The sequence below is a fragment of the Cyanobium sp. Alchichica 3B3-8F6 genome (assembly GCF_024346435.1).
GTDB lineage: Bacteria > Cyanobacteriota > Cyanobacteriia > PCC-6307 > Cyanobiaceae > Cyanobium_A.
The window spans coordinates 125,717-148,651 of record NZ_JAGQCZ010000008.1 but is presented as its reverse complement, the minus strand read 5'-3'; the positions used below and the strand labels follow the sequence as shown (position 1 = coordinate 148,651).

The 22,935-nt window shown below is 67.5% G+C and carries 21 protein-coding genes; 13 read left to right on the top strand and 8 right to left on the bottom strand.

All coding sequences use genetic code 11. The features are described from left to right. Window positions 1-4,471, bottom strand: a 4,471-nt coding sequence (locus KBY65_RS08635; RefSeq protein ID WP_255001297.1) for a LamG-like jellyroll fold domain-containing protein, incomplete at its 3' end; no start/stop codon positions are given. 110 nt (window positions 4,472-4,581) lie between these two features. Here KBY65_RS08635 and KBY65_RS08630 point away from each other — a divergent pair. Next, window positions 4,582-5,475, top strand: coding sequence for a helix-turn-helix domain-containing protein (locus KBY65_RS08630; protein ID WP_255001317.1), 894 nt, complete (start codon window positions 4,582-4,584; stop codon window positions 5,473-5,475). Here the strand turns inward: KBY65_RS08630 and KBY65_RS08625 are convergent. Further along, window positions 5,472-6,011, bottom strand: coding sequence for a DUF721 domain-containing protein (locus KBY65_RS08625; RefSeq protein ID WP_255001296.1), 540 nt, complete (start codon window positions 6,009-6,011; stop codon window positions 5,472-5,474). The two genes, KBY65_RS08630 and KBY65_RS08625, sit on opposite strands and share 4 nt — an antisense overlap. 87 nt (window positions 6,012-6,098) lie before the next feature. Between KBY65_RS08625 and KBY65_RS08620 the strand changes: the two genes are divergently transcribed. From KBY65_RS08620 to KBY65_RS08600, 5 genes are all read left to right on the top strand, one after another. Beyond that, on the top strand, window positions 6,099-6,845 hold the full coding sequence (locus tag KBY65_RS08620) for a PspA/IM30 family protein (RefSeq protein WP_094559704.1): 747 nt from the start codon (window positions 6,099-6,101) through the stop codon (window positions 6,843-6,845). A gap of 94 nt (window positions 6,846-6,939) precedes the next feature. After that, complete coding sequence (gene trxA / locus KBY65_RS08615; RefSeq protein WP_255001294.1) at window positions 6,940-7,260, top strand: thioredoxin; 321 nt, start codon at window positions 6,940-6,942, stop codon at window positions 7,258-7,260. Then, complete coding sequence (locus tag KBY65_RS08610; RefSeq protein WP_255001292.1) at window positions 7,247-8,440, top strand: aminotransferase class I/II-fold pyridoxal phosphate-dependent enzyme; 1,194 nt, start codon at window positions 7,247-7,249, stop codon at window positions 8,438-8,440. The genes trxA and KBY65_RS08610 overlap by 14 nt, the downstream gene beginning before the upstream one ends. Window positions 8,441-8,442: 2 nt before the next feature. Then, window positions 8,443-9,153, top strand: coding sequence for a biotin--[acetyl-CoA-carboxylase] ligase (locus KBY65_RS08605; RefSeq protein ID WP_255001315.1), 711 nt, complete (start codon window positions 8,443-8,445; stop codon window positions 9,151-9,153). Window positions 9,154-9,222: 69 nt separating this feature from the next. Continuing rightward, window positions 9,223-10,299, top strand: a complete 1,077-nt coding sequence (locus tag KBY65_RS08600) for a M23 family metallopeptidase (RefSeq protein WP_255001290.1) — start codon at window positions 9,223-9,225, stop codon at window positions 10,297-10,299. Window positions 10,300-10,425: 126 nt separating this feature from the next. Here KBY65_RS08600 and KBY65_RS08595 read toward each other — a convergent pair whose 3' ends face one another. The 4 genes from KBY65_RS08595 to KBY65_RS08580 all read right to left on the bottom strand — a co-directional run bounded on the left by KBY65_RS08595 (window position 10,426) and on the right by KBY65_RS08580 (window position 13,548). Continuing rightward, window positions 10,426-11,043 (bottom strand): ABC transporter ATP-binding protein, encoded by a 618-nt coding sequence (locus KBY65_RS08595; protein ID WP_094559827.1) that lies wholly within the window; start codon window positions 11,041-11,043, stop codon window positions 10,426-10,428. A 140-nt stretch (window positions 11,044-11,183) separates the two neighbouring features. Then, on the bottom strand, window positions 11,184-11,537 hold the full coding sequence (locus KBY65_RS08590; protein WP_255001287.1) for a GNAT family N-acetyltransferase: 354 nt from the start codon (window positions 11,535-11,537) through the stop codon (window positions 11,184-11,186). A 112-nt stretch (window positions 11,538-11,649) separates the two neighbouring features. Beyond that, on the bottom strand, window positions 11,650-11,931 hold the full coding sequence (locus tag KBY65_RS08585) for a DUF1778 domain-containing protein (RefSeq protein WP_094559708.1): 282 nt from the start codon (window positions 11,929-11,931) through the stop codon (window positions 11,650-11,652). Window positions 11,932-11,988: 57 nt separating this feature from the next. Beyond that, on the bottom strand, window positions 11,989-13,548 hold the full coding sequence (locus KBY65_RS08580; protein ID WP_254987534.1) for an NAD(P)H-quinone oxidoreductase subunit N: 1,560 nt from the start codon (window positions 13,546-13,548) through the stop codon (window positions 11,989-11,991). A gap of 110 nt (window positions 13,549-13,658) precedes the next feature. On the opposite strand from KBY65_RS08580, the gene topA reads away from it, so the two are divergent. From topA to KBY65_RS08555, 5 genes are read left to right on the top strand one after another with little or no spacing between them, the layout of a single operon-like run. Continuing rightward, on the top strand, window positions 13,659-16,382 hold the full coding sequence (gene topA / locus KBY65_RS08575; RefSeq protein ID WP_254987614.1) for a type I DNA topoisomerase: 2,724 nt from the start codon (window positions 13,659-13,661) through the stop codon (window positions 16,380-16,382). Window positions 16,383-16,390: 8 nt separating this feature from the next. Further along, window positions 16,391-16,840 carry a hypothetical protein gene (locus KBY65_RS08570; RefSeq protein WP_255001286.1) on the top strand — a complete coding sequence of 150 codons (450 nt, stop codon included), beginning with the start codon at window positions 16,391-16,393 and terminating at the stop codon, window positions 16,838-16,840. Next, a complete protein-coding gene (locus tag KBY65_RS08565) occupies window positions 16,840-17,502 on the top strand; it encodes a DUF2232 domain-containing protein (RefSeq protein ID WP_254987531.1) in 663 nt (220 codons plus the stop codon). Before KBY65_RS08570 ends, KBY65_RS08565 begins: the two co-directional genes overlap by 1 nt. 8 nt (window positions 17,503-17,510) lie before the next feature. Continuing rightward, entirely contained in the window at window positions 17,511-18,635 is a 1,125-nt protein-coding gene (locus tag KBY65_RS08560) for a nicotinate-nucleotide--dimethylbenzimidazole phosphoribosyltransferase (RefSeq protein ID WP_255001284.1), read from the top strand. Between the two features lie 10 nt (window positions 18,636-18,645). Next, entirely contained in the window at window positions 18,646-19,698 is a 1,053-nt protein-coding gene (locus KBY65_RS08555; protein ID WP_255001282.1) for a twin-arginine translocation pathway signal, read from the top strand. Window positions 19,699-19,701: 3 nt separating this feature from the next. On the opposite strand, the gene KBY65_RS08550 is transcribed toward KBY65_RS08555, so the two are convergent. Together KBY65_RS08550 and KBY65_RS08545 are read right to left on the bottom strand one after the other, a co-directional pair. Then, window positions 19,702-20,841: an aldo/keto reductase gene (locus KBY65_RS08550; RefSeq protein ID WP_255001280.1), complete on the bottom strand. Its 1,140-nt coding sequence runs from the start codon at window positions 20,839-20,841 to the stop codon at window positions 19,702-19,704. After that, entirely contained in the window at window positions 20,838-21,449 is a 612-nt protein-coding gene (locus KBY65_RS08545; RefSeq protein WP_254987526.1) for a bifunctional nuclease family protein, read from the bottom strand. The genes KBY65_RS08550 and KBY65_RS08545 overlap by 4 nt, the downstream gene beginning before the upstream one ends. Before the next feature lie 64 nt (window positions 21,450-21,513). Here KBY65_RS08545 and KBY65_RS08540 point away from each other — a divergent pair, with 64 nt between their 5' ends. Next, the gene (locus KBY65_RS08540; RefSeq protein ID WP_094559713.1) at window positions 21,514-22,260 is read left to right on the top strand and encodes a riboflavin synthase; all 747 of its coding nucleotides are present in this window, start codon (window positions 21,514-21,516) and stop codon (window positions 22,258-22,260) included. A 61-nt stretch (window positions 22,261-22,321) separates the two neighbouring features. Next, window positions 22,322-22,897, top strand: a complete 576-nt coding sequence (locus KBY65_RS08535) for an HdeD family acid-resistance protein (protein WP_255001278.1) — start codon at window positions 22,322-22,324, stop codon at window positions 22,895-22,897. Window positions 22,898-22,935 lie beyond the last annotated feature (38 nt).

Here is a 22,935-nt window from a genome sequence, read left to right as displayed (position 1 = left end):
GGCGATCGGTGAGATCGAGATCGGCAAAGGCGATCGAACCGCTGTCGCTCAGCGTTATGCCTTCGGTGATGACACCAGCCACATCGGTGGCTGTCAGGGTCGGGCCGTCATTGGCACCGGTGATCGTCAACGTCACGTCCTGCTGAGCCGTGCCACCGTTGCCGTCGTCGACGGTGACGGTGAACACAGCGGTGACGACTTCCCCTGTCGCCAGGAAGTTGAGGTTGGCTTCGCTGATGCTGTAGGTCCAGTTGATCGTGCCGTCGTTGGTGTTGCCACCAGCTGCCGCGATCGAGAAGGCATTTTCAATGGCCGCCTGCTGATCTGCGCTCAGCGTCAGAGCGGTGCCATCGGCCTTGAGGGCCGTCACCGTCTTGGTCGCTTCAGTGGCGGTTGGGCGATCGGTGAGATCGAGATCGGCAAAGGCGATCGAACCGCTGTCGCTCAGCGTTATGCCTTCGGTGATGACACCAGCCACATCGGTGGCTGTCAGGGTCGGGCCGTCATTGGCACCGGTGATCGTGATCACCAGGTCTTTGGTATCGGATCCGTCTGAGGAGTCGATCACCGTGATCGGATAGGTGATCGTGAGCGTCTCGCCGGCGGCCAGCCAGTCGAGGTTCACCGCCGCCGGGTCGTAGGTCCACGGGATGGTGACCGTGCCGCCGGTGGTAGTTACAGCGGAGCCGAGTGTCAGCGCATTCGCTGCCGTGAGCAGCTCGAGGTTGTAGTCGGCCGGAAGCGTGCCACCGCTCCAAACAACTCTCGGCGTGCTCTGCGTTGCCGACACGCTGTTGCCGACGTCCATATCAGCGATCTGCAGGTTGCCTGAGAACAAAAGATTCTGCACAGAAGCATTGACCAACTCATCGACACCGGCTGGGGCGATCGTGAGCATAGGCGCATCATTCACCCCAGTCAGAGTGATCGTCTGGATCACACTGGCGGACAAGGGTCCGCCACTCCCTTGATACTGGGGATTATCACTAGCGATAGTGTTGCCGTCGTTGATTGTCCAGACGAGAGGTGTCGATTCCGTCTGGCCGGCTGCGAGAGACTGCCGCGTATTGGTATAGGTAATCGCTTGAGCAAGCTGATTGACCTGAGCGGTGGTCGCGCCATCGCTGATGGTGACCGACAGAGTGCCGCCAGTGTTGGTAAAGGACCCCACCGTGGTGGTGCTGATGCGAATCGTACTGCCACTGAAGTTGACGCCAGTGTCGCCGCTTCCGGTCACACCAAAGACATCCGATGCATTGGCGCCGCCTTGTCGCGACAGGCTCAGTACCGCACCAGTCCAGTTGCCTGCGCCTGAAGAGAATGCCCGCAAATCCACATCGTCAACTGTGACGGTAGGAGCGAGTGTGATCGCGGCGCCATCTTCCACCAAGGCTCCTGTAGCGGGCACATTGGAAAGGACCGGCGCGTCGTTGACTGCGGTGACATCAGTGCCCAGCAAGATGGTTGCCGAGCTGTACGCGCTGGTGCCGCCGCTGGTGGAGACGTTGATGCTGCCTCCGTTGACCATGCCAAGATCAGCTCCGCTCCAGAGCGGACCATTGGTCAGCGTGCCGGTGAGATCTGCACAAGAGCTACCAGCTGCGCTGGTTGCCGTTCCGCTTCCCTCATTGAAGTTGTAGAACGCCACAAGTCCGCTTTCACTGCCGCTAGGTGCCGTGGTTTGACGGACCGTAATTTCGCTTTGACTCAGTGCGATATTCCAGATGCCGACATTGTCGATACCACCATCAAAGTATTCACCATTATTGGTCGAACCAATTCGAACATTGGTTGCAGTTTCCGGAACGTTATGGCCAGTAGGTGTATCGGAGGCTTTCAGAACTCCATCGAGATAAATCTTCCTCGTGGTACCGTCAAAAGTTGCGGCTACATGGTGCCAGACCCCATCGGCTAGGTTGCCAACAATGGCATAGAGATCATTATGCCACCAGTAATTTACAATTCGGTTGTCGCCGTCTAGCCGTAGTGCGTTAACATGGTTAGTTGCTCCCCAAGGCCCCCAGCCAACAATTCCTCTGGGTCCAGTTGTGTCTGGCTTGATCCATGCTTCCAGGGTGTATTTAGAATTTCCAGATGGCAGAGCTGTTGTGTTTGGAATGGCGACATAGTCATTGTCACCATCAAAATCCAGTGCGGTGTTCTGCCACGATAGTGAGTTGTCGACCAGTCGCGTGGTGAGGGAGCCAGGGGTGCCATTCCAATCTGCTGATGGCAAGAATCGAATTTTGGTGGTGCTGCTGAGTAGGAGTGCTGCGGAATCGGAAAGGCCCGATGTGGGGATATCAGTCCAGCTGCAGGAGCCGCTGGCCTGCCACTGCCATTTGCCTTGAGAGGAGGTGGCAGCATTGGCGGTGATGGCGACGCCTGCAAGGGATCCAGAATCGACGGAGTCGTTGAAGTTGCCAAAAAAGAGGTTGGCAACGGTGTCACCGGCGGGATTAGCGCTGTCTTCCAGTACTGCAGCCAGGGTGGCGGAGCCTGTTGCAATCGGCGCATCGTTGACGGCGGTGACCGTGATGGAGAGCGATTGGCTGAGGGTGTCAACGCCGCCGTTGTCGGTGCCGCCATCGTCTTTAACGGTCCAGGTGAGGTTGCCGGTGCCGTAGCCATTGGCGATGGTTTTGAATGTCAGCCCCTGGAGTTCGCTCAGGCTGACCGTGTCATTGGCGTTGACCGATGTTCTGCCATCAGCCTTGAACACCGCAATGAAGCTCGGGATGCCGGTGATCGTGTAGGTCGTAATTGATTGGCTGCTTTCATCGCTTCCACCGCCAACCGCATAGGCCAGCGAGGAGAGGCCAAGTGAAATCGCCGTTGTGTTGTTGGAATCCTCGTTAACGGTGATCGCAGCTGGCGCAGAGCTTGTGGGCACCGGTGCGTCGTTGACCGCACTCACCGTGATTGCCACGGTGTCAGTGTCGCTCAACGGGGTTCCGGCACTGTCGGTGGACACAACCGTGAGCGTGTCGGAGCCGTTGAAGTTGGCGTTGCCCTGATACACCAATGTGTCGAGAGCAGCATTGATCTGGCTCTCGTCGCCGCTCAGGGTGAGTGTGCTGCTGCCACTGGCACCAGCGCTGATGGTGGCGCCCGTGCTTCCCAAAGTCACCGACAGTGTACCGTTGGTAACGGTTAATGCGGTCGATACAAGGTTGCCGTTTGCGTCGCTGACTCTGATGGCATTGCTCGTGGCTGCACTGAATACCAGCTGGGTGTCTTCGTTGACGGTTTGAACACCTGGTAGTGAATTGACCGGTGGAGCATTAACAGAGAGCTGCAGCGCAATCTCAACACCCTCAATGCTGATTGTGGCGTGGTCGTTGGTCGCAGCCAGAGACAAGCGCTCGGCCTCGCTAAGGGGCTGACCCAGCACCAGGGCGGCAAACAGCTTGCCCTCATCACCTGGGCTGTCGGCGAGCGGGTTGAGCCGCTCATCGAGGGCATGGCCCAGCTCTTCGAGCAGCACCCGCACCACAAGCTCTGGGGCGGGATTGCGCTGCAGCCAGGCCGCATTCACATACACGCGCTCACTGCCGGTGTGGCCGATGGCGGCGTACGCCGCCAGGTGGCCCTGCAGTTCGGCATCGCTGCGGAGATCGAGCTCCAGGTTGAGGCCACTGCCCGAGAGTTGTTGCTGCAGCTGCTCCAGGTTGGCCGCAAACAGCTCGGGATCTGTGCCCGCCCCGCCAAACACCTCTTGCATCAGGGTGCTGAAATCACTGCGATTGGCTAGATCACTCATCACTGCACTGCTGCTATCCAGGGCTTGTTGCCACTGGGCCAGCGCTTCGGGGCTTAGGGATTCAGTGTTGTTGCGGCTCCACCACTGAATGCTCTGATCGGCATCGACTACGGGGGCGCTGCTGCCATACACCTGCGCCCCATCGGGATCGCTGAGCGCGTCGACCCAGCTCTCCAGCAGCTCAGGGTCGCCCAGCAGCGCTTCTTGCTCGCCAGCCACGATCGCCATGGAGCTGAGTGGCTCGCCCCAGCTCTCTTCATGAGCCGCCAGCTGCTCGTTGATCTGGCTTGCCGGATCGCTGGTGCCATCGAGCACCAGTACCTCTGCATCTTCCGGCGCGCTGGCCACCAGCTCCTGCCAGCCCTCCACGGTTGGGTCGATCACGATCAGGCTGGTGGGGGCCTCTGCTGGCGGCAGCTCGCCCCAGATGGCATCGCTGCCACCATCCAGTAGTGCTGTACTGGGTTCACCCAGCCAGCTAGCTGCCGCGTCGCCATCAACATCGCTGCTCTGTTCAGCGCTGGCGGCCAGGAAGTATTCATCCAGAAGCTGCTCGGCCCGCTCTAGCGAGCCATCACTGCCGATCGGCTCGGTGCTGTTGGCCTCTGCCAGGGCAGTGCTGTCGGATAGGGAGGTGCTGAGGGTGTGATCGAGCTCGCTGCTGCTGGTGCTTGTCGAGAAGTCGTCTGGCTCGAGTGGATCCACCATCGCCAGAAGCGAGCAATTGCTTCCATTCAGCCTGGGCTGGCGCCATTATGAGAGCAATGCGGGATGTGAAATTCCGCGCATTTGGACCAGGCCTCGCGCATTTGGCGAACGTGCAGCGCTGCTCCCATCTCCCCGCCTGGGCCGCTGCCCTCGGCTGGGAGGTGCTGGGTGACGGCCCGCTGAAGGCGCGCGTGCAGCCGCTGCAGGGCTGCTGGGTCGTCGAGGAGCTCTACCCCCGCCGGCTCACCTATGCCTGGCAGGAGCCCAACCCCCAGGCCTCGCTGCTGCTGGTGCAGCACGGCCGTTGCATCGCCGAGAGCGGCAAGGCTCCCTTGCTGTTGCGGGCTGAGGGCCGCAATGCCGCCCTGCTGCCCCCGGCGGCGGCCCATCGGCTCACCGTGAGCCAAGCCCCCTGCCGGTTGGTGCGGCTGGTGCTGCCCGCCTCCGCGGTGCATCCGACCGCAGGCGCCTGGACCGCCGATCTGAGCCTCATGCTGCCGATGCTGCGGTTACTGGAGCAGGCCCTGCGCCACCAGGGCGGTGAGGAGCGGCGCGGCGAGTTGGGAGCCACCCTGTTGGGCTACCTGCTGCACCAGCTGGCGGCGACCGGCTGTGCGATCACCCTGGCAGCGGCTGCCAATGATCCCGCTGCCGAAAGCCATACGGAGGGGTCGCTAAAAACGCGCCTGGAGCACTGGTTGGCCGAGCATCTGGAAAACCCCTTGCAGCTGGCCGACCTGGCCGCTGCCATGGCGTTGAGCCCGCGGCGGCTGCAGGAGGTCTGCCGCCAGCAGGCCGGTTGCACGCCGATGGAGCTGCTCCGGCGCTTGCGGCTCGAAGCCCTGGCGGCGCGGCTTCAGGATCCCAGCCACCAGAGCGCCACCCTCGCCTCCCTGATGGCTCCTCTCCAGGTGCCCAATTCAGTCGCCACGCGCCACACGTTTGCGCGCCTCTTTGGTGTGTCTCCGGCCGACTATCACCGCAAACCCGTGGCGCCCCGTTAGGCCTGATCGGCTAGCTGCGCCAGCTGCTTCTGTCGGCAGAAGCTGCAGTGGCCCCAGCGGGCCATCTCGCCGGCCGGCGCCGGACTGGCGCAGCAGGGGCAGGTGGCCATGCCATGCACGTCCACCCGGCTGGGGTGGGCGGCCCACACCTCCGCTTCCTGCAGGCCGCCCGGCGCAACGGCGGCACTGGGGTGGTGCTGCTCCAGGCGCAGGTCGCGCACCGTGAAGCCCTGGGCGCGCAGGGCTCCCAGCAGCTGGTGGCGGTTGTATTGCAGGGCCTGCAGCCAGGGGCCGGGGGCTGCCCCCACGGTGAGCAGGCCGCTGTGCAGCCGCAGGGGCCGGCAGTGGGGCGCCAGCTGGGCGCCGGCGATGCGCGGCCAGGCCTGCCACAGGGCCGCCAGATGGCCACCCTGCTGCCAGCGCTGCTCCAGCTCCCGCAGGCAACTGCCCAGGCCGCTGGCGGGCGGCCGCGGCGCCGGCACCAGCAGGCTCAGGTTGCCGATCTGGCGGGTTTGCTGACGGGAGGCCTTGGCCATGGGCCGAGGTTATTCGGGGTGCGGCAATCCCGCTGGTGAACTGCAGCCGGGCCTGGCTACCCTCAAGCCGCGCCCCCGCCGACTCCGATGGGCTTTTTCGATCGCCTCAGCCGCCTGATCCGTTCCAACGCCAACGCGGTTGTCGGAGCCATGGAGGATCCCGCCAAGATCCTCGACCAGTCGGTGGCCGACATGCAGTCGGACCTGGTGAAGCTGCGCCAGGCGGTGGCCACGGCCATTGCCAGCCAGAAGCGCATTCAAAATCAGGCCGAGCAGGCTGAAGCCCAGGCTAAAACCTGGTACGAACGGGCCGAGCTGGCTCTCCAGAAGGGCGAGGAAGACCTGGCCCGCGAGGCCCTCGGGCGTCGCAAAACCTGCCAGGACACCGCCACGGCCCTGAACACCCAGCTGCAGAGCCAGGCGGGTCAGGTGGAGCAGCTCAAGAAGAGCCTGGTGGCTCTGGAAAGCAAGATCGCCGAGGCCAAAACCAAAAAGGACATGCTCAAGGCCCGGGCCCAGGCAGCCCAGGCCCAGGAGCAGCTGCAGAGCGCCGTGGGCAACCTCGGCACCAACAGCTCCATGGCCGCCTTCGAGCGCATGGAGGAAAAGGTGCAGACCCTGGAGGCCCGCAGCCAGGCGGCTGCCGAGCTGGCCGGCGCCGATCTCGAAAGCCAGTTTGCGGCCCTGGAAGGGGCGCCCGAGGTGGATGACGAGCTGGCGGCGATGAAGAACCGCCTGGCTGGTGGCGTGACCGCGCCGCAACTGGAGCCCGTCAAGGTGAGTGAGCTGGATCCGGAGCTCGAGGAGCTCAAGCGCTCGATCGACAAACTCTGAGGTTCGTCTGGGAGGTTCCGTCCAGGCTGGGCGCTCCGCCCAGAGAATCCCTTCCATACAATCGCCCTATGCACTCGTCGATTCAGGCCCTGCCGTGACTGTTGTTCATCTCACCGATGCCAACTTCCAAGCCGAAGTGCATGAGTCGGCCACCCCGGTGCTGGTGGATGTGTGGGCCGAATGGTGCGGCCCCTGCCGGCTGATGGCCCCGATGATGGACGCAATGGCGGCGGAATACGCCGGCCGTTTGACCGTTGGCAAGCTGGAAGCTGACGGCAACCCCATCAGCCGCGATGGGCTGCAGATCCAGGGCCTGCCCGCCCTGATCCTGTTTCGGGATGGTCAAGAGCTGGCTCGCCATGAGGGCGCCATGGCGAAACCACAGCTGAAGGCCTTTGTGGATGCCCATCTCTGAGCGGCTGTCGCGGCTCGGCAGCGGCGTTTTCGCCCGCAACGACCAGCGCAAATCGGCCTACTCGGCCCGGGCTGCCACCCAGGGCCTGCCGCCCCTGCTCGATCTCTCGCTGGGGTCCACCGACCTCCAACCTCCTGCGGCGGCGATCCAGGCCATCGCCGCCCAGCTCGGCCAGCCCGCCAGCGCTGCCTATTGCCTGCACGGAGCCACCCTGCCGTTTCGTCAGGCTGTAGCGGCCTGGGCCCTGCGGCGCTTCGGGGTGGCCGTGGATCCAGGCACCGAGGTGCTGCTGCTGGTGGGATCCCAGGAGGGCACGGCCCATCTGCCCCTGGCGGTGCTCAATCCCGGTGATCGGGCCCTGTTGCTCGATCCCTACTACCCCTCTCACATGGGGGGGCTGCACCTGGCTTCGGCCGAGCCGGTGCTGCTACCGCTGGATCCGGCGGCGGGCTGGCGGCCTGATTTCGAGGCCCTCAGCACCGAGCAGTGGGATGCCCTCAAGCTGATGGTGCTGGGGTTTCCCCACAACCCCACGGCCACCACCGGTGAGCAGGCCTGGGTCGATGAAGCTGCCGAGCGGGCGGTGCGCCATGGGCTGGTGTTCGCCCACGACAACCCCTACGTGGATCTGGTCCTCGATGGCGAAGCCCCGGCCCTGCTGCGCTCGCCCCACTGGCGAGAGTGCGGCATCGAATTTTTCTCCCTCTCGAAGAGCTGGTGCCTCGGCGGTTATCGCCTGGCTTTTGCCATTGGCGCGGAGTGGTTGATCACTGCCCTACGCCAGCTCAAGGGCGTGGTGGATTTCAACCAGTCGCTGGCCCTGCAGGCCGGTGCCATCGCCGCCCTGGAGCAGGCGCCCGACTGGCCCCACCAGCTCCAGGCGGTATACCGGGAGCGGCGCGATCGCATGGCTGCGGCCTTGGAGGCGGTGGGCTGGCCGGTGCGGCGGCCGTCGATGGCGCTCTACCTGTGGTTGGCGTTGCCGCCTCAGGCCCAGTTCCGCGGCTGGGACAGCGAAGCTGTCGCGGCGGCCCTGCTGGAGGCCACCGGGGTGGCCCTTACGCCTGGCAATGGCTTTGGCCCCGGTGGCGAGGGCTGGCTGCGCCTGGCGCTGGTGCACCCGGTGGAGGAGCTGGAAGCCGGTGCGGCCCGCATCGGCGCCTGGCTGGCCAGCCTTTGACCGTGCCGCCAGGCCTGGGCTGGCAGCTCCGGCGCCTGCCGGTGTGTGCCAGCACCGAGATCGAGCTGGACCGTTGGTTGGCGCAGCGGCAGGCCCAGGACGCCCGCTTGGCGGTGCAAGCCCGGCGGCAGCGTTTTGGCCATGGCCAGCAGGGCCGCCCTTGGGTGTCTCCAGCTGGCGGGCTCTGGCTCAGTGCGGCCTTCCCCTGGGCCGAGGCGCTGCCGGGCTCGGCGGCCCTGGGGCTGGCGGTGGCGGTGGGGTTGGCCCAGCAGTTGGAGGCCCTGGGGCTGCCGGTGCAGCTCAAGTGGCCCAACGACCTGCTGGTGCAGGAGCGCAAGCTCGCCGGCCTGTTGCCGCGGCTGCGGTTGCGGGGCCAGCAGATCCGCTGGGCCCAGGTGGGGGTGGGACTCAACGGCTGCAACCGGGTGCCAGCTGGGGCCATCTCGGTGGCCCAGGCCCTCGGCTCTCGACGCCACCATCCTTGGGCCCGGCCGCAGCGCCTGCTGGGCCTGGTGCTCGCCGGCCTCGATTGGGCCGTCGCCCACGCCCACCAACCCGAGTCCGTGCGGCGTGTCGCCGAGGCCCGGCTGTGGCGGCCGGCAGCGGGCTGGTGGCACGACGGCCAGCTCTGGCAGGTGCTTGGCTTGACCACCGATGGGCGCCTGCGCCTGGCCCGCGGCAGCCAGGAGCTGACCCTGCAGCGCCACTTCTGAGGCGCCATTCCTCAGGGGGCTGTTGCCGCCGGATCTGGCCGATCGGCGGAGATTTTTACACTGGGCCCCATGAGTGATCCGATCAGCCAGCGCCAATCCTCCCGCGCCAAGGCGATGTTGGCGCTGCTGCCTGTGGTGACGGCACCCCTACTGGGGGTGGGGTTGGCCTGGGGTCAGGACCAGCTCACCCCGGCGCCGGTCAGTCCGGAGCTGCCGCCGCCGGTGCCCGTGGCCCTGCCGCTGCGGCCCGATGCCAGCCAGTTGGCGCCTGCTCGCCCCCCTGCCCGCTTTGATGCCTCCCTCGACGCCCTGGTGCGCGATGGGGTGGTGAGTCCGGCGGAGCGGGCTCGGATCCGCTCCGGTGGCGGGATGACCCCCTTCAACGTGCCGGCCCACCAGCAGGCCTGCCGCAGCGGTGCCCTGTCCCAGCAGGAGTGCAGCAGTGGTGTGGTGGTGCGCTGGCGCGGGCGCCTCAACAACGAAGCCGGGGCTGGGGAGTCAGTCCGCCTCGGCCTGGATGGACGCCCCCTGCCGCCGCTCACCGTGCCGGTGTCGGCCCTGCTGGCGGGGTCCGGCGGCAGCTTCCGGCTAGCCGACGTGTTCGGCGTGACGCCCCGGCCGGCACCGATCGGCGGCAATGGCAACCGGAAATTGCTGTTCCCCCTGATCGGCTCGGCCGTAACCAGCAGCAATTTCGGCTACCGGCTGCACTCCATCCTGGGTAGCTGGTTGATGCATGCCGGCCGGGATTTGGCGGCCCCGGAGGGCACGCCGGTGGTGGCTGCCCTGGGCGGCCGGGTGGTGAGCAGCGGGCTGGCGGGTGGCTATGGCCTCGCCATAGAGGTGGAGCACGACCGGCCGCGGCGGCGCACGTTGTATGGCCACCTCAGCGAGCTTTATGTGAAGGAGGGCGATCGGGTGCGCCAGGGCGAGGTGATCGGCCGGGTGGGCAGCACGGGCCTGAGCACCGGTCCACATCTGCACTTCGAATTGCGGCTGCCTAGCGATGGCGGCTGGATGGCCGTGGATCCCGGCGATCTCGACCCCGGCCAAGGCGCCGCCGGCAGTGATGCCATCGCCCTGTTGATGGGCCAGCTGCTCCAGAGCCTGGAGCGGCCCGCCGCCAACCCGGCGAATCAGGGTTGATCACAACGGCTGGCTGGCGGGCGGACGGCTGCGGCCTGCCAGTTGGGCGGATCAGGTTTGTTGAACACGTTGTGCAACAAACCCAAGATCGGTTTTGGAGTTGGCTTCCACCCGCTGGCCGCCCCTTCAGCTGAGGATCCGCCCGTCGCGGAAGCGCACGATCTTTTCTGCCCGGGCTGCCACGTCGTCTTCGTGGGTCACGATCACCACGGTCATGCCGCCGCGATGCAGGGCATCGAAGATGTCCAGCACTTCGGCGGTGGTCTGGGAATCGAGGGCGCCGGTGGGCTCGTCGGCCAGCAGCAGCGCCGGCTGGTTGATGATCGCCCGGGCGATGGCCACCCGTTGCTGTTGGCCCCCGGAGAGCTGGTTGGGTTTGTTGTGCAGCCGTTGGGCCAGCCCCACCCGCTCGAGCGCTGCCTGGGCCCGTCGCAGCCGTTCGGCGGCGGGCACCCCTGCGTACACCATCGGCAGCATCACGTTGTCGAGGGCGCTCAGCTGGGGCAGCAGGTGGAACTGCTGAAACACAAAGCCCAGATCTCGGTTGCGCAGGTCGGCCAGCTGGTCGTCGCTGAGCCCATCCACCGGGGTGTCATTGAGGCGGTAGCTGCCAGCGGTGGGTCGGTCGAGGCAGCCGAGGATGTTCATGGCGGTGCTTTTGCCCGAGCCGGAGGCTCCCATCACGGCCAGGTAGTCGCCCCGGTTCACGGTGAGGTCCACGTGGTCGAGGGCTCTGACGGCCATCTCGCCGCTGCCATAGATCTTGTCCACGCTGATCAGTTCGGCGACCGGTTTGGGCAAGGGCTAAACAACGAGTTGGAGAAGGCTATCGGCGCCATTGCCTTGCCTGGCTCAATGACACCAGCATGGCGTGAGCTTGAGACTCACACCGGATCCAATTGGATCATCAGGGTTAGGACGTCGATGGGAGAAGGGCGAAACCCCAGCGATCGGTAGAACCCTGCAGCCCGATCATCCAGAGCGTGCACCAGCAGTGCTTTGGCACCGATCAGTTGGCGCGCCTTCAGACTTCGGTTCAGCGCATCCGCCACCAGGGCCCTGCCCAGGCCTTTCCCTTGATAACGCTGGTCCACCGCCAGCCTGCCCATCACCAGCACGGGTAAAGGATTGGGCATGTTGCGCCTCAGCCGGTTCGGTACGTCAGAGAGCAGGATCGCGCCAGCCGAAAGGCAGCTGTAAGCAATCACGACCTTGCTGTCCTCCAGGCAAACCACCACCGTTCGAGACACCCCCTCCCGCTCGTTTTGGCGGGCGCGGTGAGTCAGCCAGCGGTTGAGCGGGGCATCGCCGCAATCAAAGTCTCCGAGTTGATGCTGATCCCCCAGGGATTCAGGAGCCTGCATGCCAGGGGCGTGGGGCAGCGAGCAGTTGTTGGATGGCGGCCTGGTCTTGTGCCTTCAAGGCCGGATCGTTGAGGTCGTTGAGCAGCGCGGTGCTTTGTTCATCACCCAAAGAGAACACCGTGCGCTCGAGCAGCACGTCGCGGGCACGCTCCTGGCAGCAGCGCAGCATGAACTCGGTGCGACTGACGCCTTCGGCAGCAGCGGCCTGATCAATCAGCTGCCGCTGTTCACTGCTGGCCCGAAGCTGCAGCACCTGGTCCCTGCCCATCGCGCCCCAGTGGTTGTAATGACATTGTACTGAGCCTTGACCGCTTCGTTTGGCCGGTCAGCCAATCGCCTGCACCAGCATCGGCGTGCCGGTGACGGCTTCGCTGGCCCAGACGAACAGCGGGTTAGACAGGATGCCGCCCACGGCGGTGACGATCACGCAGCCCACCAGGGCGGTGCGCAGGGCGGGCAGGCCGGCGACGCTCCAGCTGATCTCCGGATAGGCCTTCACCACCTCGGAGGCGTCCTGGGGCTCCTTCACCACCATCATCTTGATCACCGAGATGTAGTAGTAGATCGACACCACCGAGGTGACCAAGCCCACCACCACCAGCAGGTATTGGTGGTCGGCCCAGCCGGCGAAGAAGAGGTAGATCTTGCCGAAGAAGCCCAGCATCGGCGGAATCCCACCGAGCGACAGCAGGCAGAGGCTCAGCCCCAGGGTGATCAGTGGATCCTTCTGGTAAAGGCCGGCATAGTCGGCGATCCGGTCGCTGCCGGTGCGCAGCGAAAACAGGATGATGCAGGCAAAGGCGCCCAGGTTCATGAACAGGTAGGCCGCCATGTAGAGCACCATCGCGGCGAAGCCGTCCTCGGTGCCGCACACCAGGCCGATCATCACGAAGCCGGCCTGGCCGATGGAGCTGTAGGCCAGCATCCGCTTCATCGAGGTTTGGGCCAGGGCCACCACGTTGCCCAGCACCATGCTCAGCACCGCTAACACGGTGAACAGCAGCTTCCACTGGGCATCGAAGCTCTCGAAGCAGCCCACCAGGATGCGCAGGGCCAGGGCGAAGCCGGCCGCCTTGGATCCTACCGACAGAAACGCCACCACCGGGGTGGGCGAGCCCTCGTAGACGTCGGGGGTCCACTGGTGGAAGGGCACCGCCGCGATCTTGAAGGCCACCGTGGCGAGCACAAACACCAAGGCCAGGGCGGTCACGGGCGAGGCACTGGTGCGCAGGGCCACCGCCACCGCATCGAGGCCCGTGGCGCCACCGGTGAGGCCGTAGAGCAGGGAGGCGCCGTAGAGAAACACCGCCGCCGCCGCCGAGCCCACCAGGAGATATTTCAACGCCGCCTCGGAGCTGCGGGCGTCTCGCTTCATGTAGCCCGCCAGCAGGTAGCTCGACACCGAGAGGGTTTCGAGCGACACGAAGATACTCACCAGGTCGGTGGCGCCGCACAGGAACATCGCCCCGAGGGTGGCGGCCAGCAGGATGCCGGCGAATTCGCCCACCGGGGTGCCGCTGCGCTCCACGTAGCGCCAGCTCAGCATCAGGGAGATCAAGGTGGAGGCCGCCACCACCGCCCGGAAGGCGATGGCGAGGTTGTCGGCCAGGAAGGAGCCCACGAAGGAGGGCTGCAGATCCGGCGTGTTCCACTGCAGCGCCAGCAGCACCAGGGCACTTCCCAGGCCGGCGTAGCAGATCGGTGGCACCCAGCGGCTGGCGGCCTTTTCGCCGGCCAGGTCCACCAGCAGGCAGGTGAGCAGGGCGATCAGCACCGCTGCTTCCGGGGCGATTGCGCCGGCGTTGAGCTGCAGATTCAGCGCCCCGGTTCCGGCACCACTGCCGATGGCATCGGCCACGGTGGAGAGGGCGCCAAGCAGAAACATCAGGGAGACGGCGGCGAGGTGGGATCTGTGATCTCGAGGACTGTAGCCGCGCTTCGCAGCCAACCCGGTCCCTGGATGCGATAAAGAGGGGAGCGGTTATGCGCTGGTCTGTGGGTCACACCCTGGTCATTGTCGAAAGTCCCACGAAGGCCCGCACCATTCGCGGCTTCCTTCCCAAGGACTTCAAGGTGGAAGCCTCGATGGGGCACGTGCGCGACCTGCCCAACAACGCCAGTGAGATCCCGGCGGCCCACAAGGGTGAGAAGTGGGCCAACCTCGGCGTGAACACCGCCAACAACTTCGAGCCCCTCTACGTGGTGCCGAAGGACAAGAAGATAGTGGTGAAGGAGCTCAAGGATGCCCTCAAGGGCGCCGACCAGCTGCTGCTAGCCACCGACGAAGACCGGGAAGGCGAATCGATCAGCTGGCACCTGCTGCAGCTGCTCAGCCCCAAGGTGCCGGTGAAGCGCATGGTGTTCCACGAGATCACCAAAGAAGCCATCGGTCGGGCCCTGGAGCAGACCCGCGAGCTCGACATGGAGCTGGTGCACGCCCAGGAAACCCGCCGCATTCTCGATCGGTTGGTGGGCTACACCCTCTCGCCGCTGCTGTGGAAAAAGGTGGCGTGGGGGCTGAGCGCCGGCCGCGTCCAGTCGGTGGCGGTGCGCCTGCTCGTGCAGCGCGAGCGGGCCCGCCGGGCCTTCAGGAGCGGCAGCTACTGGGACCTCAAGGCCCGGCTGGAGCAGGCCGGCGCTGGCTTTGAGGCCAAGCTGAGCCAGCTGGGCGGCGTGAAGATCGCCGGTGGCTCCGATTTTGATGAGAGCACCGGAGCCCTCAAGGCCGGCAGCAAGGTGCGACTGCTGAGCGAGGCCGAGGCCAAAGCCCTTCAGGCCCAGGTGCAGGGCGCCGCCTGGACCGTGGCGGAGGTGGAGGAGAAGCCCACGGTGCGCAAGCCCGTGCCCCCCTTCACCACCAGCACCCTGCAGCAGGAGGCCAACCGCAAGCTGCGGCTCTCGGCCCGCGAAACCATGCGCACCGCCCAAGGGCTGTACGAGCGCGGCTTCATCACCTACATGCGCACCGATTCGGTGCACCTCAGCGACCAGGCGATCAACGCCGCCCGCAGCTGCGTGGGCGCCAAATACGGCAAGGACTATCTGAGCCCGTCTCCCCGCCAGTTTTCCACCAAAGCCCGCAACGCCCAGGAGGCCCACGAAGCGATCCGCCCCGCCGGTGAGAGTTTCCGCGATCCCGCCGCCACCGGCCTCGATGGCCGCGATCTGGCCCTCTACGAGCTGATCTGGAAGCGCACGGTGGCCAGCCAGATGGCTGACGCCCGGCTCACCATGCTGGCGGTGGAACTGCAGGCCGACGGCGGCGCTCTGGGCCCTGCCAGCTTCCGCGCCTCCGGCAAGCGCATCGACTTCGCCGGCTTCTTCCGCGCCTACGTGGAGGGCTCCGATGATCCCGATGCCGCCCTGGAGGGCCAGGAGGTGCTGCTGCCGGCCCTGAAAGTGGGCGATCGCCCGGCCTGCAAGGCGGTGGAGGCCCTCGGCCACCAAACCCAGCCCCCCGCCCGCTACAGCGAAGCGGCCCTGGTGAAGATGCTGGAAAAAGAGGGGATCGGCCGCCCCTCCACCTACGCCTCGATCATTGGCACGATCGTCGACCGGGGTTACGCCACCCTGGCGGGCAACGCCCTCACCCCAAGCTTCACGGCCTTTGCGGTCACGGCCCTGCTGGAGGAGCACTTCCCGGACCTGGTGGACACCAGCTTCACCGCCCGGATGGAGAACACCCTCGATGAGATCTCCCACGGCCAGGTGCAGTGGCTGCCCTACCTGCAGAGCTTCTACAAGGGCGAGCAGGGCCTGGAAACCCAGGTGGCCCAGCGCGAAGGCGACATCGATCCGGGGGTGTCGCGCACGGTGGAGCTCGAGGGCCTGCCTTGCGTGGTGCGCATCGGCCGCTTCGGTGCCTACCTGGAAACCAAGCGCGTGGCCGACGACGGCAGCGAAGAGCTGCTCAAGGCCACCCTGCCCCAGGAGATCACCCCGGCCGATCTCGATGCCGACAAGGCCGAGCTGATTCTCAAGCAGAAGGCCGATGGCCCCGAATCCCTAGGCGAGGATCCGGAAACGGGCGATCTGGTGTATCTGCTGTTTGGCCAGTACGGGCCCTACGTGCAGCGGGGCCAGGTGAGCGATGAGAATCCCAAGCCCAAGCGGGCTTCGCTGCCGAAGGGCGTCAAGCCGGAGGAGCTCAGCCTCGAGGATGCCCTAGGCCTGCTGCGGCTGCCGCGGCAGCTCGGGGAGCACCCCGATGGCGGCAAGATCGAGGCGGGCCTGGGCCGCTTCGGGCCCTACGTGGTGCACCACAAGGGCAAGGGCGAGAAGGACTACCGCTCCCTCAAGGCCGAAGACGATGTGCTGATGGTGGGGCTGAGCCGCGCCGTGGAATTGCTGGCCATGCCCAAGAAGGGCCGTGGCGGCCGCACCGCCCTGAAGGATCTCGGCACTCCTGAGGGGGGCGATGAGGCGATCCAATTGTTCGATGGCCCCTATGGCCTCTACGTGAAGCAAGGAAAGGTGAATGCGTCGTTGCCGGAGGGCACCACCGCCGACACCATCACCCTGGAGCTGGCCGTGGAGCTGCTCGCCGCCAAGGCCGCCACCGGCAAGGCCAAGGGCCGCAAGCCAGCTGCCGGCGCCGCCAAGAAGCCTGCTGCCAAAAAGCCCGCCGCCAAAACAGCTGCCCCGAAGGCCCCCACCACCACCAAAACAGGCCGCCTGCGGGCCAGTGCGGTGCGCGTGATCCGGGCGGCTGACAGCTGATGGCCGCCATGGCCTGGGGTCGCCTGCGGTTGCAGATGCGGTTGGCATTGGCGGTTTGCGGCCTGGCTCTGGCTGGCTGCAGCGGCACCCGTTTGGGCGACCAGCTCTCCCGCAGTTTCTCGACGCCCCCAGCCCAGCCCGTGGCCCCCACTCCGGCAGCCCCCACTACGGCAGCCCCGAATGGGGCGAGCCCCAAGCCCCCGCTCGCCCCGCCGCTTACTTCGGTGGCTTCACCCACCAAGCCGGCCCCCTACCGGATCACAATTCAGTTGCCTGCGGCCGATCCGGCCGCCCCCGCCGAGGCCGTTACTGAGGCCCTGCGGGCGGCGGGCGTGAGCTTCGAAGTGGAGATGATCGAGCGCATCGGCGCGTCCACGCCCAAGCCGGCGCCCACCTCCACGCCAGCGCCCACCGTCACGCCGGCACCCACGGTCACGCCGGCCCCGGCACCGCGTTGATGCCATCCCGCCGCCAGCTCACGCGCGGACAGGCCCGCCAGTTGATGGACACGGCCTATCTGGCGTCCGCCACTGCCCTGCTGTGGGTGGCGCTGTATTACCTGCCGGTGGGCAGCCCTCTGTTTCGGCTAGCCCTGCCCCTGCCCCTGGCCCTGTTGCAGCTCCGCCACGGCTGGCGCTGTGCCGTGGAGGGCCTGGTGGTGACGGCCCTGCTGCTGGTGGCCCTGATGGGGCCGATCCGCGGCCCCCTGGTGCTCTTCCCCTACGGCTTCCTGGCGCTGTGGCTGGGCTGGTGCTGGCGCGGCACCGGCGGCTGGCGGGCCAGCTGGTGGGTGAGCTGGGGCCTCGGCAGCCTGATCGGTGCGGCAGGCTTTCTGGTGCGGGTGGCGGTGTTGTCGCTGCTGGTGGGGGAAAACCTCTGGGTGGTGCTCACCAGCGCGGCCGCTGGTTTGCTGGAGAGGCTGGCCGGCTGGGTGGGCCTGGCCGCCAGCATCGACCTGGCCCAGGTGCAGCTGGCCGCCGTCGCCCTGGTGTGGGTGCAGAACGGAATCGTGGTGCTGGCCCTGCATGCGGTGGCCTACTGGATCTTTCCGCGCCTGCGCTCCCCGATCCCCGAGCCCCCCCGGGCCCTTCGCGCCCTGGTGGCCCTCGATCCCCTCTGAGCCCGGCGATGGCCCCTGATCGCTGGCGAGCAGCGCTGCACCAGGGCTGGCCGGTCAGTCGCACCCTGCTGCTGCTGGCCGCCACCGACACGGCAGCGGTGCCGGGAATTTCCGCCGCCGGTGCCACCCCCGAGGCCCGGCTGGGCACGGCAGCCGCCGATGCCGAGCTGCTGCTGCAGGGGCCCGGCGCTGGGCGAGTTCATGCCCTGCCGCCCCTGCCGGCTGGGGTGAGCCCAGCCTTGATCAGCCATGTGGTGCTGCGGGAGTTGGGATTGCTCGAGCGCACCCAGGTGGTGGATCTGGGCTGTGCCATCGCCCCATCGGTGCCGCACCTGCGCCTGCCCGCGCTCGAGAGCGCCGGCCCGGCCTGCTGCCTCAGCACCGGCCGGGCCCTCGATCCGGCCCGGGTGAAGGCCCTGCTGCAGCGCGGACGCTCCTGGGGAGAGCGCTGGAACCCCGCCGAGCCGCTGCTGCTGGCGGAGTGTGTGCCGGGGGGCACCACCACCGCCCTGGCGGTGCTGCAGGGGTTGGGGGTGGAGGCGGCCGGGCTGGTGAGCGGCAGCCTGCGCCAACCGGCCCATGGCCTCAAGGCGGCGTTGGTGCGGCGGGGCCTAGAGGCAGCCGTGGCTGGGGGTGGGGTCGTGGCTGGGGTCGGTGCCGAGCCGAGTCCCACGGCCGTGCTGGCGGCGGTGGGCGATCCGATGCAGGCGTTGGCAGCCGGTTTGGTGGCGGCGGCCGCGGCGCGGGGCACCCCCGTGCTGCTGGCCGGCGGCAGTCAGATGGCGGCGGTGCTCGCCCTGGCTCTGGCCCTGGCGGAGCCCGGACGGCGCCAGGAGTTGGTGTGCCAGGTGACACTCGCCACCACGGCCTGGGTGGCCGAGGAGCCCGGCAGCGATCTGGCCCTGCTGCTGGCGCGCATCGGGGCGCTGTGGCAGGTGCGGCCGCGGCTGGAGGTGGCGGCCTTGCGCTTCCACGGCTGCAGCAGCGCGGCCCTGCGCGACTACGAGCGCGGCTACGTCAAGGAGGGGGTGGGGGCCGGCGGCCTGGCCCTGCTGTGGGAGCTGGCTGGGCTGCCCCCCGCGGCCCTGGCCGCCGCCTGCGACCAGGCCTGCCGGCTTGAGCTCGGTGTTTAGGGTCGCTGCCATGGCTCTGTTGTCTGCCCCGCTCTCCCGTCGCCGGCTGCTGCAGCTGGGGCTGGGCGCCGGCCTGCTGGCCGCCTGTCGCCCCGCTGAGGGCCCGCAGTTGCTGCTGGCTGAGGGGGAACTGCCGGCCGCCTGGCTGAAGCAACTGCCGGATCCCTGGCGCTCCCAGCCACTGGCGGACCCCGCTGCGGTGCAACAACAGCTTCAAGCGGTTGTGAAACAGGGTGTGCAACACAAAGCGCAGCCCGGAGTGCAGCCCGGTTTGGTTGCCCTCAGCGACGGCTGGGCCAGCGGTCTGGGCAGCGGTCTGGGCCCCAAGGTGCTGCAGCCGTTTGGGGCGCCGCGGCTGTGGGCCCGCTTGGCGCCCTTCAGTGCGGAGGTGGCGCGGTTGTTTGGCCCGGCCGGCACCGGCGAACTGGCCTTTCCCTGGGCCTACAGCCCTTGGGTGATCGCCCTGCGCAGCCGCCCCGACCTGCTGGCCCGGCGTCAGGAGGGCTGGGCACTGCTGCTTGATCCCAGCTTGCGGGGCCGGCTGGTGCTGCCCTCCAGCCCCCGCATCAGCCTGGAGATCGTCAAAGGCGATTTCGCCCAGCTGGAGCGATTGCGGGCCCAGGCCCTGGCCTACGACGAGCGCGATGGTCTCAACCTGCTGCTGAGCGGCAAGGCCGACGCGGCGGTGCTGCCCCTGCAGCGCCTGATCCCCCTGCAGCGCCGCGATCAGCGCCTGGCGGTGATCTGGCCGGAGTCGGGGGCGCCGCTCAGCTGGCAGCTGTTGCTGCGGCCGGCGGCGAGCCCACCCCAGCAGCCCCCTTTGGAGTGGCTGGGGGCCGTGCTGGAGCCGCCCCTGCTGGAGCAACTGCTGGCCCGGGGTTGGGTGCCGCCCCTGCCCCAGGCCGAGCTGGCGCCGGTGGCTCGGCGCTTTCCGGCGGCGATGGCCGCGCTGCTTCTGCCCGGCGATGCCCTGCTGCAGCGCTGCTGGAGTCTGCCGCCGCTCAGCCTGGCCCAGCAGCTCGCCCAGCAGAACCTCTGGGATGCGGCCGCGCCCAGATCCTGAGACTCAGCCCCAGAGCCGCCGCCTCGGTGCGGCGGCCAGGCGCCGGTGGGTGTCGGCCAGCAGCGCGGGGATGGGCAGCTGGTGGGGGCAGCGGGGCAGGCAGGCGCCGCAGCTTTGGCAGGCCTCGGCATTGCGCTCCTCCCACCAGTGGCCGGCGCGGCCGATCAGGTTGTAGCGCTCGCCCGCGAACACCTCCATGCCGTGGCCGACTGCCAGGTTGCGCAGGCGCAGCAGCTCGGGGATCGGCACGCCATTGGGGCAGGGCAGGCAGGCGCGGCACTGGCCGCAGCGCTCGGCCCCCAGGCGCTCCCGGCCCGCGGCACTCAGGCGCTCCAGGGCTGCGAGTTGCGCGGCACTCAGCCAGGGCGAGGGCCCTTGAATGGCAGTGGCCCAGGCCAGATCGCCCGGCTGCTCGGCCCCCAGGCTCAGGGTGGAGACCCCCTCATCCAACAGAAAGCGGTAGGCCAGCTCGAGGGGGTGAAACGGGGCGCAGTCGGCCAGCAGCTCCGGCGGCGGGTCGTAGAGGCGGCCCCCTTTGTCGGCCGGGGAGATGGCCAGCACGCCGATGCCGCCGGCCAGGGCGGTGCGGGCCAGGGGCAGGCGGGTTTGGTCGAAGAGGTGCAGGTGCAGGCTGCACACCCGGAAAGCCCCGGAGGCGAGGGCGGCCTCGATCAGCTCAGGGCTGCCGTGGCTGCTGAAGCCCACCTGGCCCACCAGCCCTTCGCCGCGGGCCCAGGCCAGCAGGTCGCCGCCGGGGCCGTGCAGGGCCCACTCCAGGTGCTCCGGCGTGTTGAGGCCGTGGACGGCCAGGGTGGTGAGCTTCGCCACGCCGAGGCGCGCCAGGATCGCCCGCAGCTGCTGCTGGGCGGTGGCGAGGTCCGAGACTGGCAGGAGCTTGCTGGTGATCCGCCAGCCGCCCTCCGGGGCCAGGCCCTCTGCGGCCAGGGCGGCGAGGGCCTGGCCCAGGAAGCTTTCGGCGGGGCCGTAGGCGGGGGCTGTTTCCAGGTGGTTGATGCCGGCGGCCAGGGCGGCGCGCAGCACGGCCTCCATCTGCGCCGGGCTGCCCAGGGCCCGCATCGTGCCAAGGCTGAAGGGGGACACCGGAGGGCCATCGCCGAAGGGGCGCAGGGCCGGGGCTGTCATGGCGCGGGTGTGTCCGGCGGCTCGGTCTCTGGGTGGGCTTGCTTGAGGTGGCGCACCAGGTCGGCGGGGCTGGTGCTGTCCAGGAAGCGGCGGAAATTGTCCTGGTCTTCTGCATCGGCCTCCGCGTCCACCGGGATCGAGGCATCGGCCACCACCTCCTCCAGCATCCAGATCGGGCTGCCGGTGCGCAGGGCCAGGGCGATCGCGTCGCTGGGGCGGGCATCGAGTTCGAGGCCAGCCGGGGCCTGCACGGCCGCCTCGGCTGTTTGGGCTTCGGCTGTCTGGGTTTCGGCTGCTTGAGCGTCGAGATTGGCGTGCTCAGGCTCGGCGGGGCTCAGTTTCAGCACGGCGCGGAAGGTGCTGTCTTCGATCGTGTGGATCACCACCCGGTCGAGCTGCAGCCCCCCCGCGTCGATCAGGGAGGCCATCAGGTCGTGGCTGAGGGGCCGCGGCGGCGCCTCGTCGCTGAGGCCGGCCAGGATGTTTTGGGCCTGGGCCTGGTCGATCCAGATCGGCACCTGGCGCCGGCCCGCGGGATCGCGCAGCAACACAATCGGACTGCGGCTGGCCGCATCCAGGGCAATTCCGGCAACACGCATCTCGACCATGGCTTGCCTGGTCCACCCTTTGCACGATTATGGCCAGATTGGTTCGCCCTGGGCTTGATAGCGGATGTTTACCGGGCTGGTGCAGGCAATCGGTGCAATCCGGCGCAGTTCCAAGGGGGTGCAGGTGCAGTGGCATCCGCCGGCGGGTGCGGCTTGGGGGCCAGCCCAGCTGGCCCTGGGCGACAGCGTGGCGGTGGATGGGGTGTGTCTCACCGTGGCCGAGCGCCTGGCCGATGGGTTTCGTGCGGACGTGAGCGAAGAGACGCTTGGACGCACCACCCTGGCGGCCAAGGCGGACCGGGGCGGGGCGGTGAATCTGGAGCCGGCCCTGCGGCTGGCGGATCGCCTCGGTGGCCACTTGGTGAGCGGCCATGTGGACGGGTTGGGGGTGGTGCGGGCGATTGCGCGTCAGCCGGCCTCCTGGCGCCTCGAGCTGGCCTGGAACGACCCCGCCTACGGCCGCTACATCTGCGAAAAGGCCAGCGTGGCGGTTGATGGCATCAGCCTCACCGTGGCGGGTTGCGACGCGGATGGCGGGGGCTTCTGGATCGCTGTGATCCCCCACACCTGGGCCAGCACGACCCTCGCCCAGCTGGCCGTCGGCCATGGGGTGAATCTGGAGGCCGATCTGCTGGCCAAGTACACCGAGCGGTTGCTGGCGGGCCGAGGAGGGGGGGGCGGGGACTCCTGGAATGGCGATTTGGGTTTGTTGAACAAAACGTTCAACGGAGCTGAACAGAGAAACAACGAGCAGGGGAGCTCCGGAGCTGGCGTCGATGCCGCCTGGTTGGCTGATCACGGCTGGGTCTGAGCCGCGTGTGGCCAGGGCCGCCCACCGTGATTACGGTCCGAGTGATATCGATGGAACACTGATGGGTTCAAGTCTGTTGTCCCCCAATGGCGCGGGACTCAAAGCCTTCACCCTGTTTGAGGGGGTGTTGATGCTGGTGCTGGGGGTGCTGGCTCTGATCTTTCCGGTGGTGGCCTCAGCCTGGATCACCGTGATCGTGGCGGTTGCCTTTCTGGTGGGCGGCATCGTGGGTTGGGTGAGCAATCTGGCCCGCTCCCGTCAGTTGGGCCGCTGGTATTGCTTCTGGCGCCTGGTGATCTCCACCCTGTTCATCTTCGTGGGGGCCTGGATGATTCAGCAGTTCCGCGGCGGGCCGCTGGAGGGTGGTGTTGTGGTGGCCAGCCTGGCCTTCGCCATCGGCCTCGTCTTCATCCTGGAGGGCGTGGTGTCGGTGCTGGTGTCGCTTGGCCACACCCAGGTGAGGGGTTGGGGTTGGGGCCTGCTCAATGGCATCGTCACCCTGATCCTGGGCGTGCTGATTGTGACCATGCAGGGCTGGGGCCTGCTGTGGGTGATCGGTGTGCTGGTGGGCATCAGCTTCCTATTCAGCGGCATCGACCTGCTGGCCTTCAGCGCCAGCTTTCATGGTGATGACTGAAGAAGGGCGATGACTGAGCGCGACGACTGAAGAGGGCC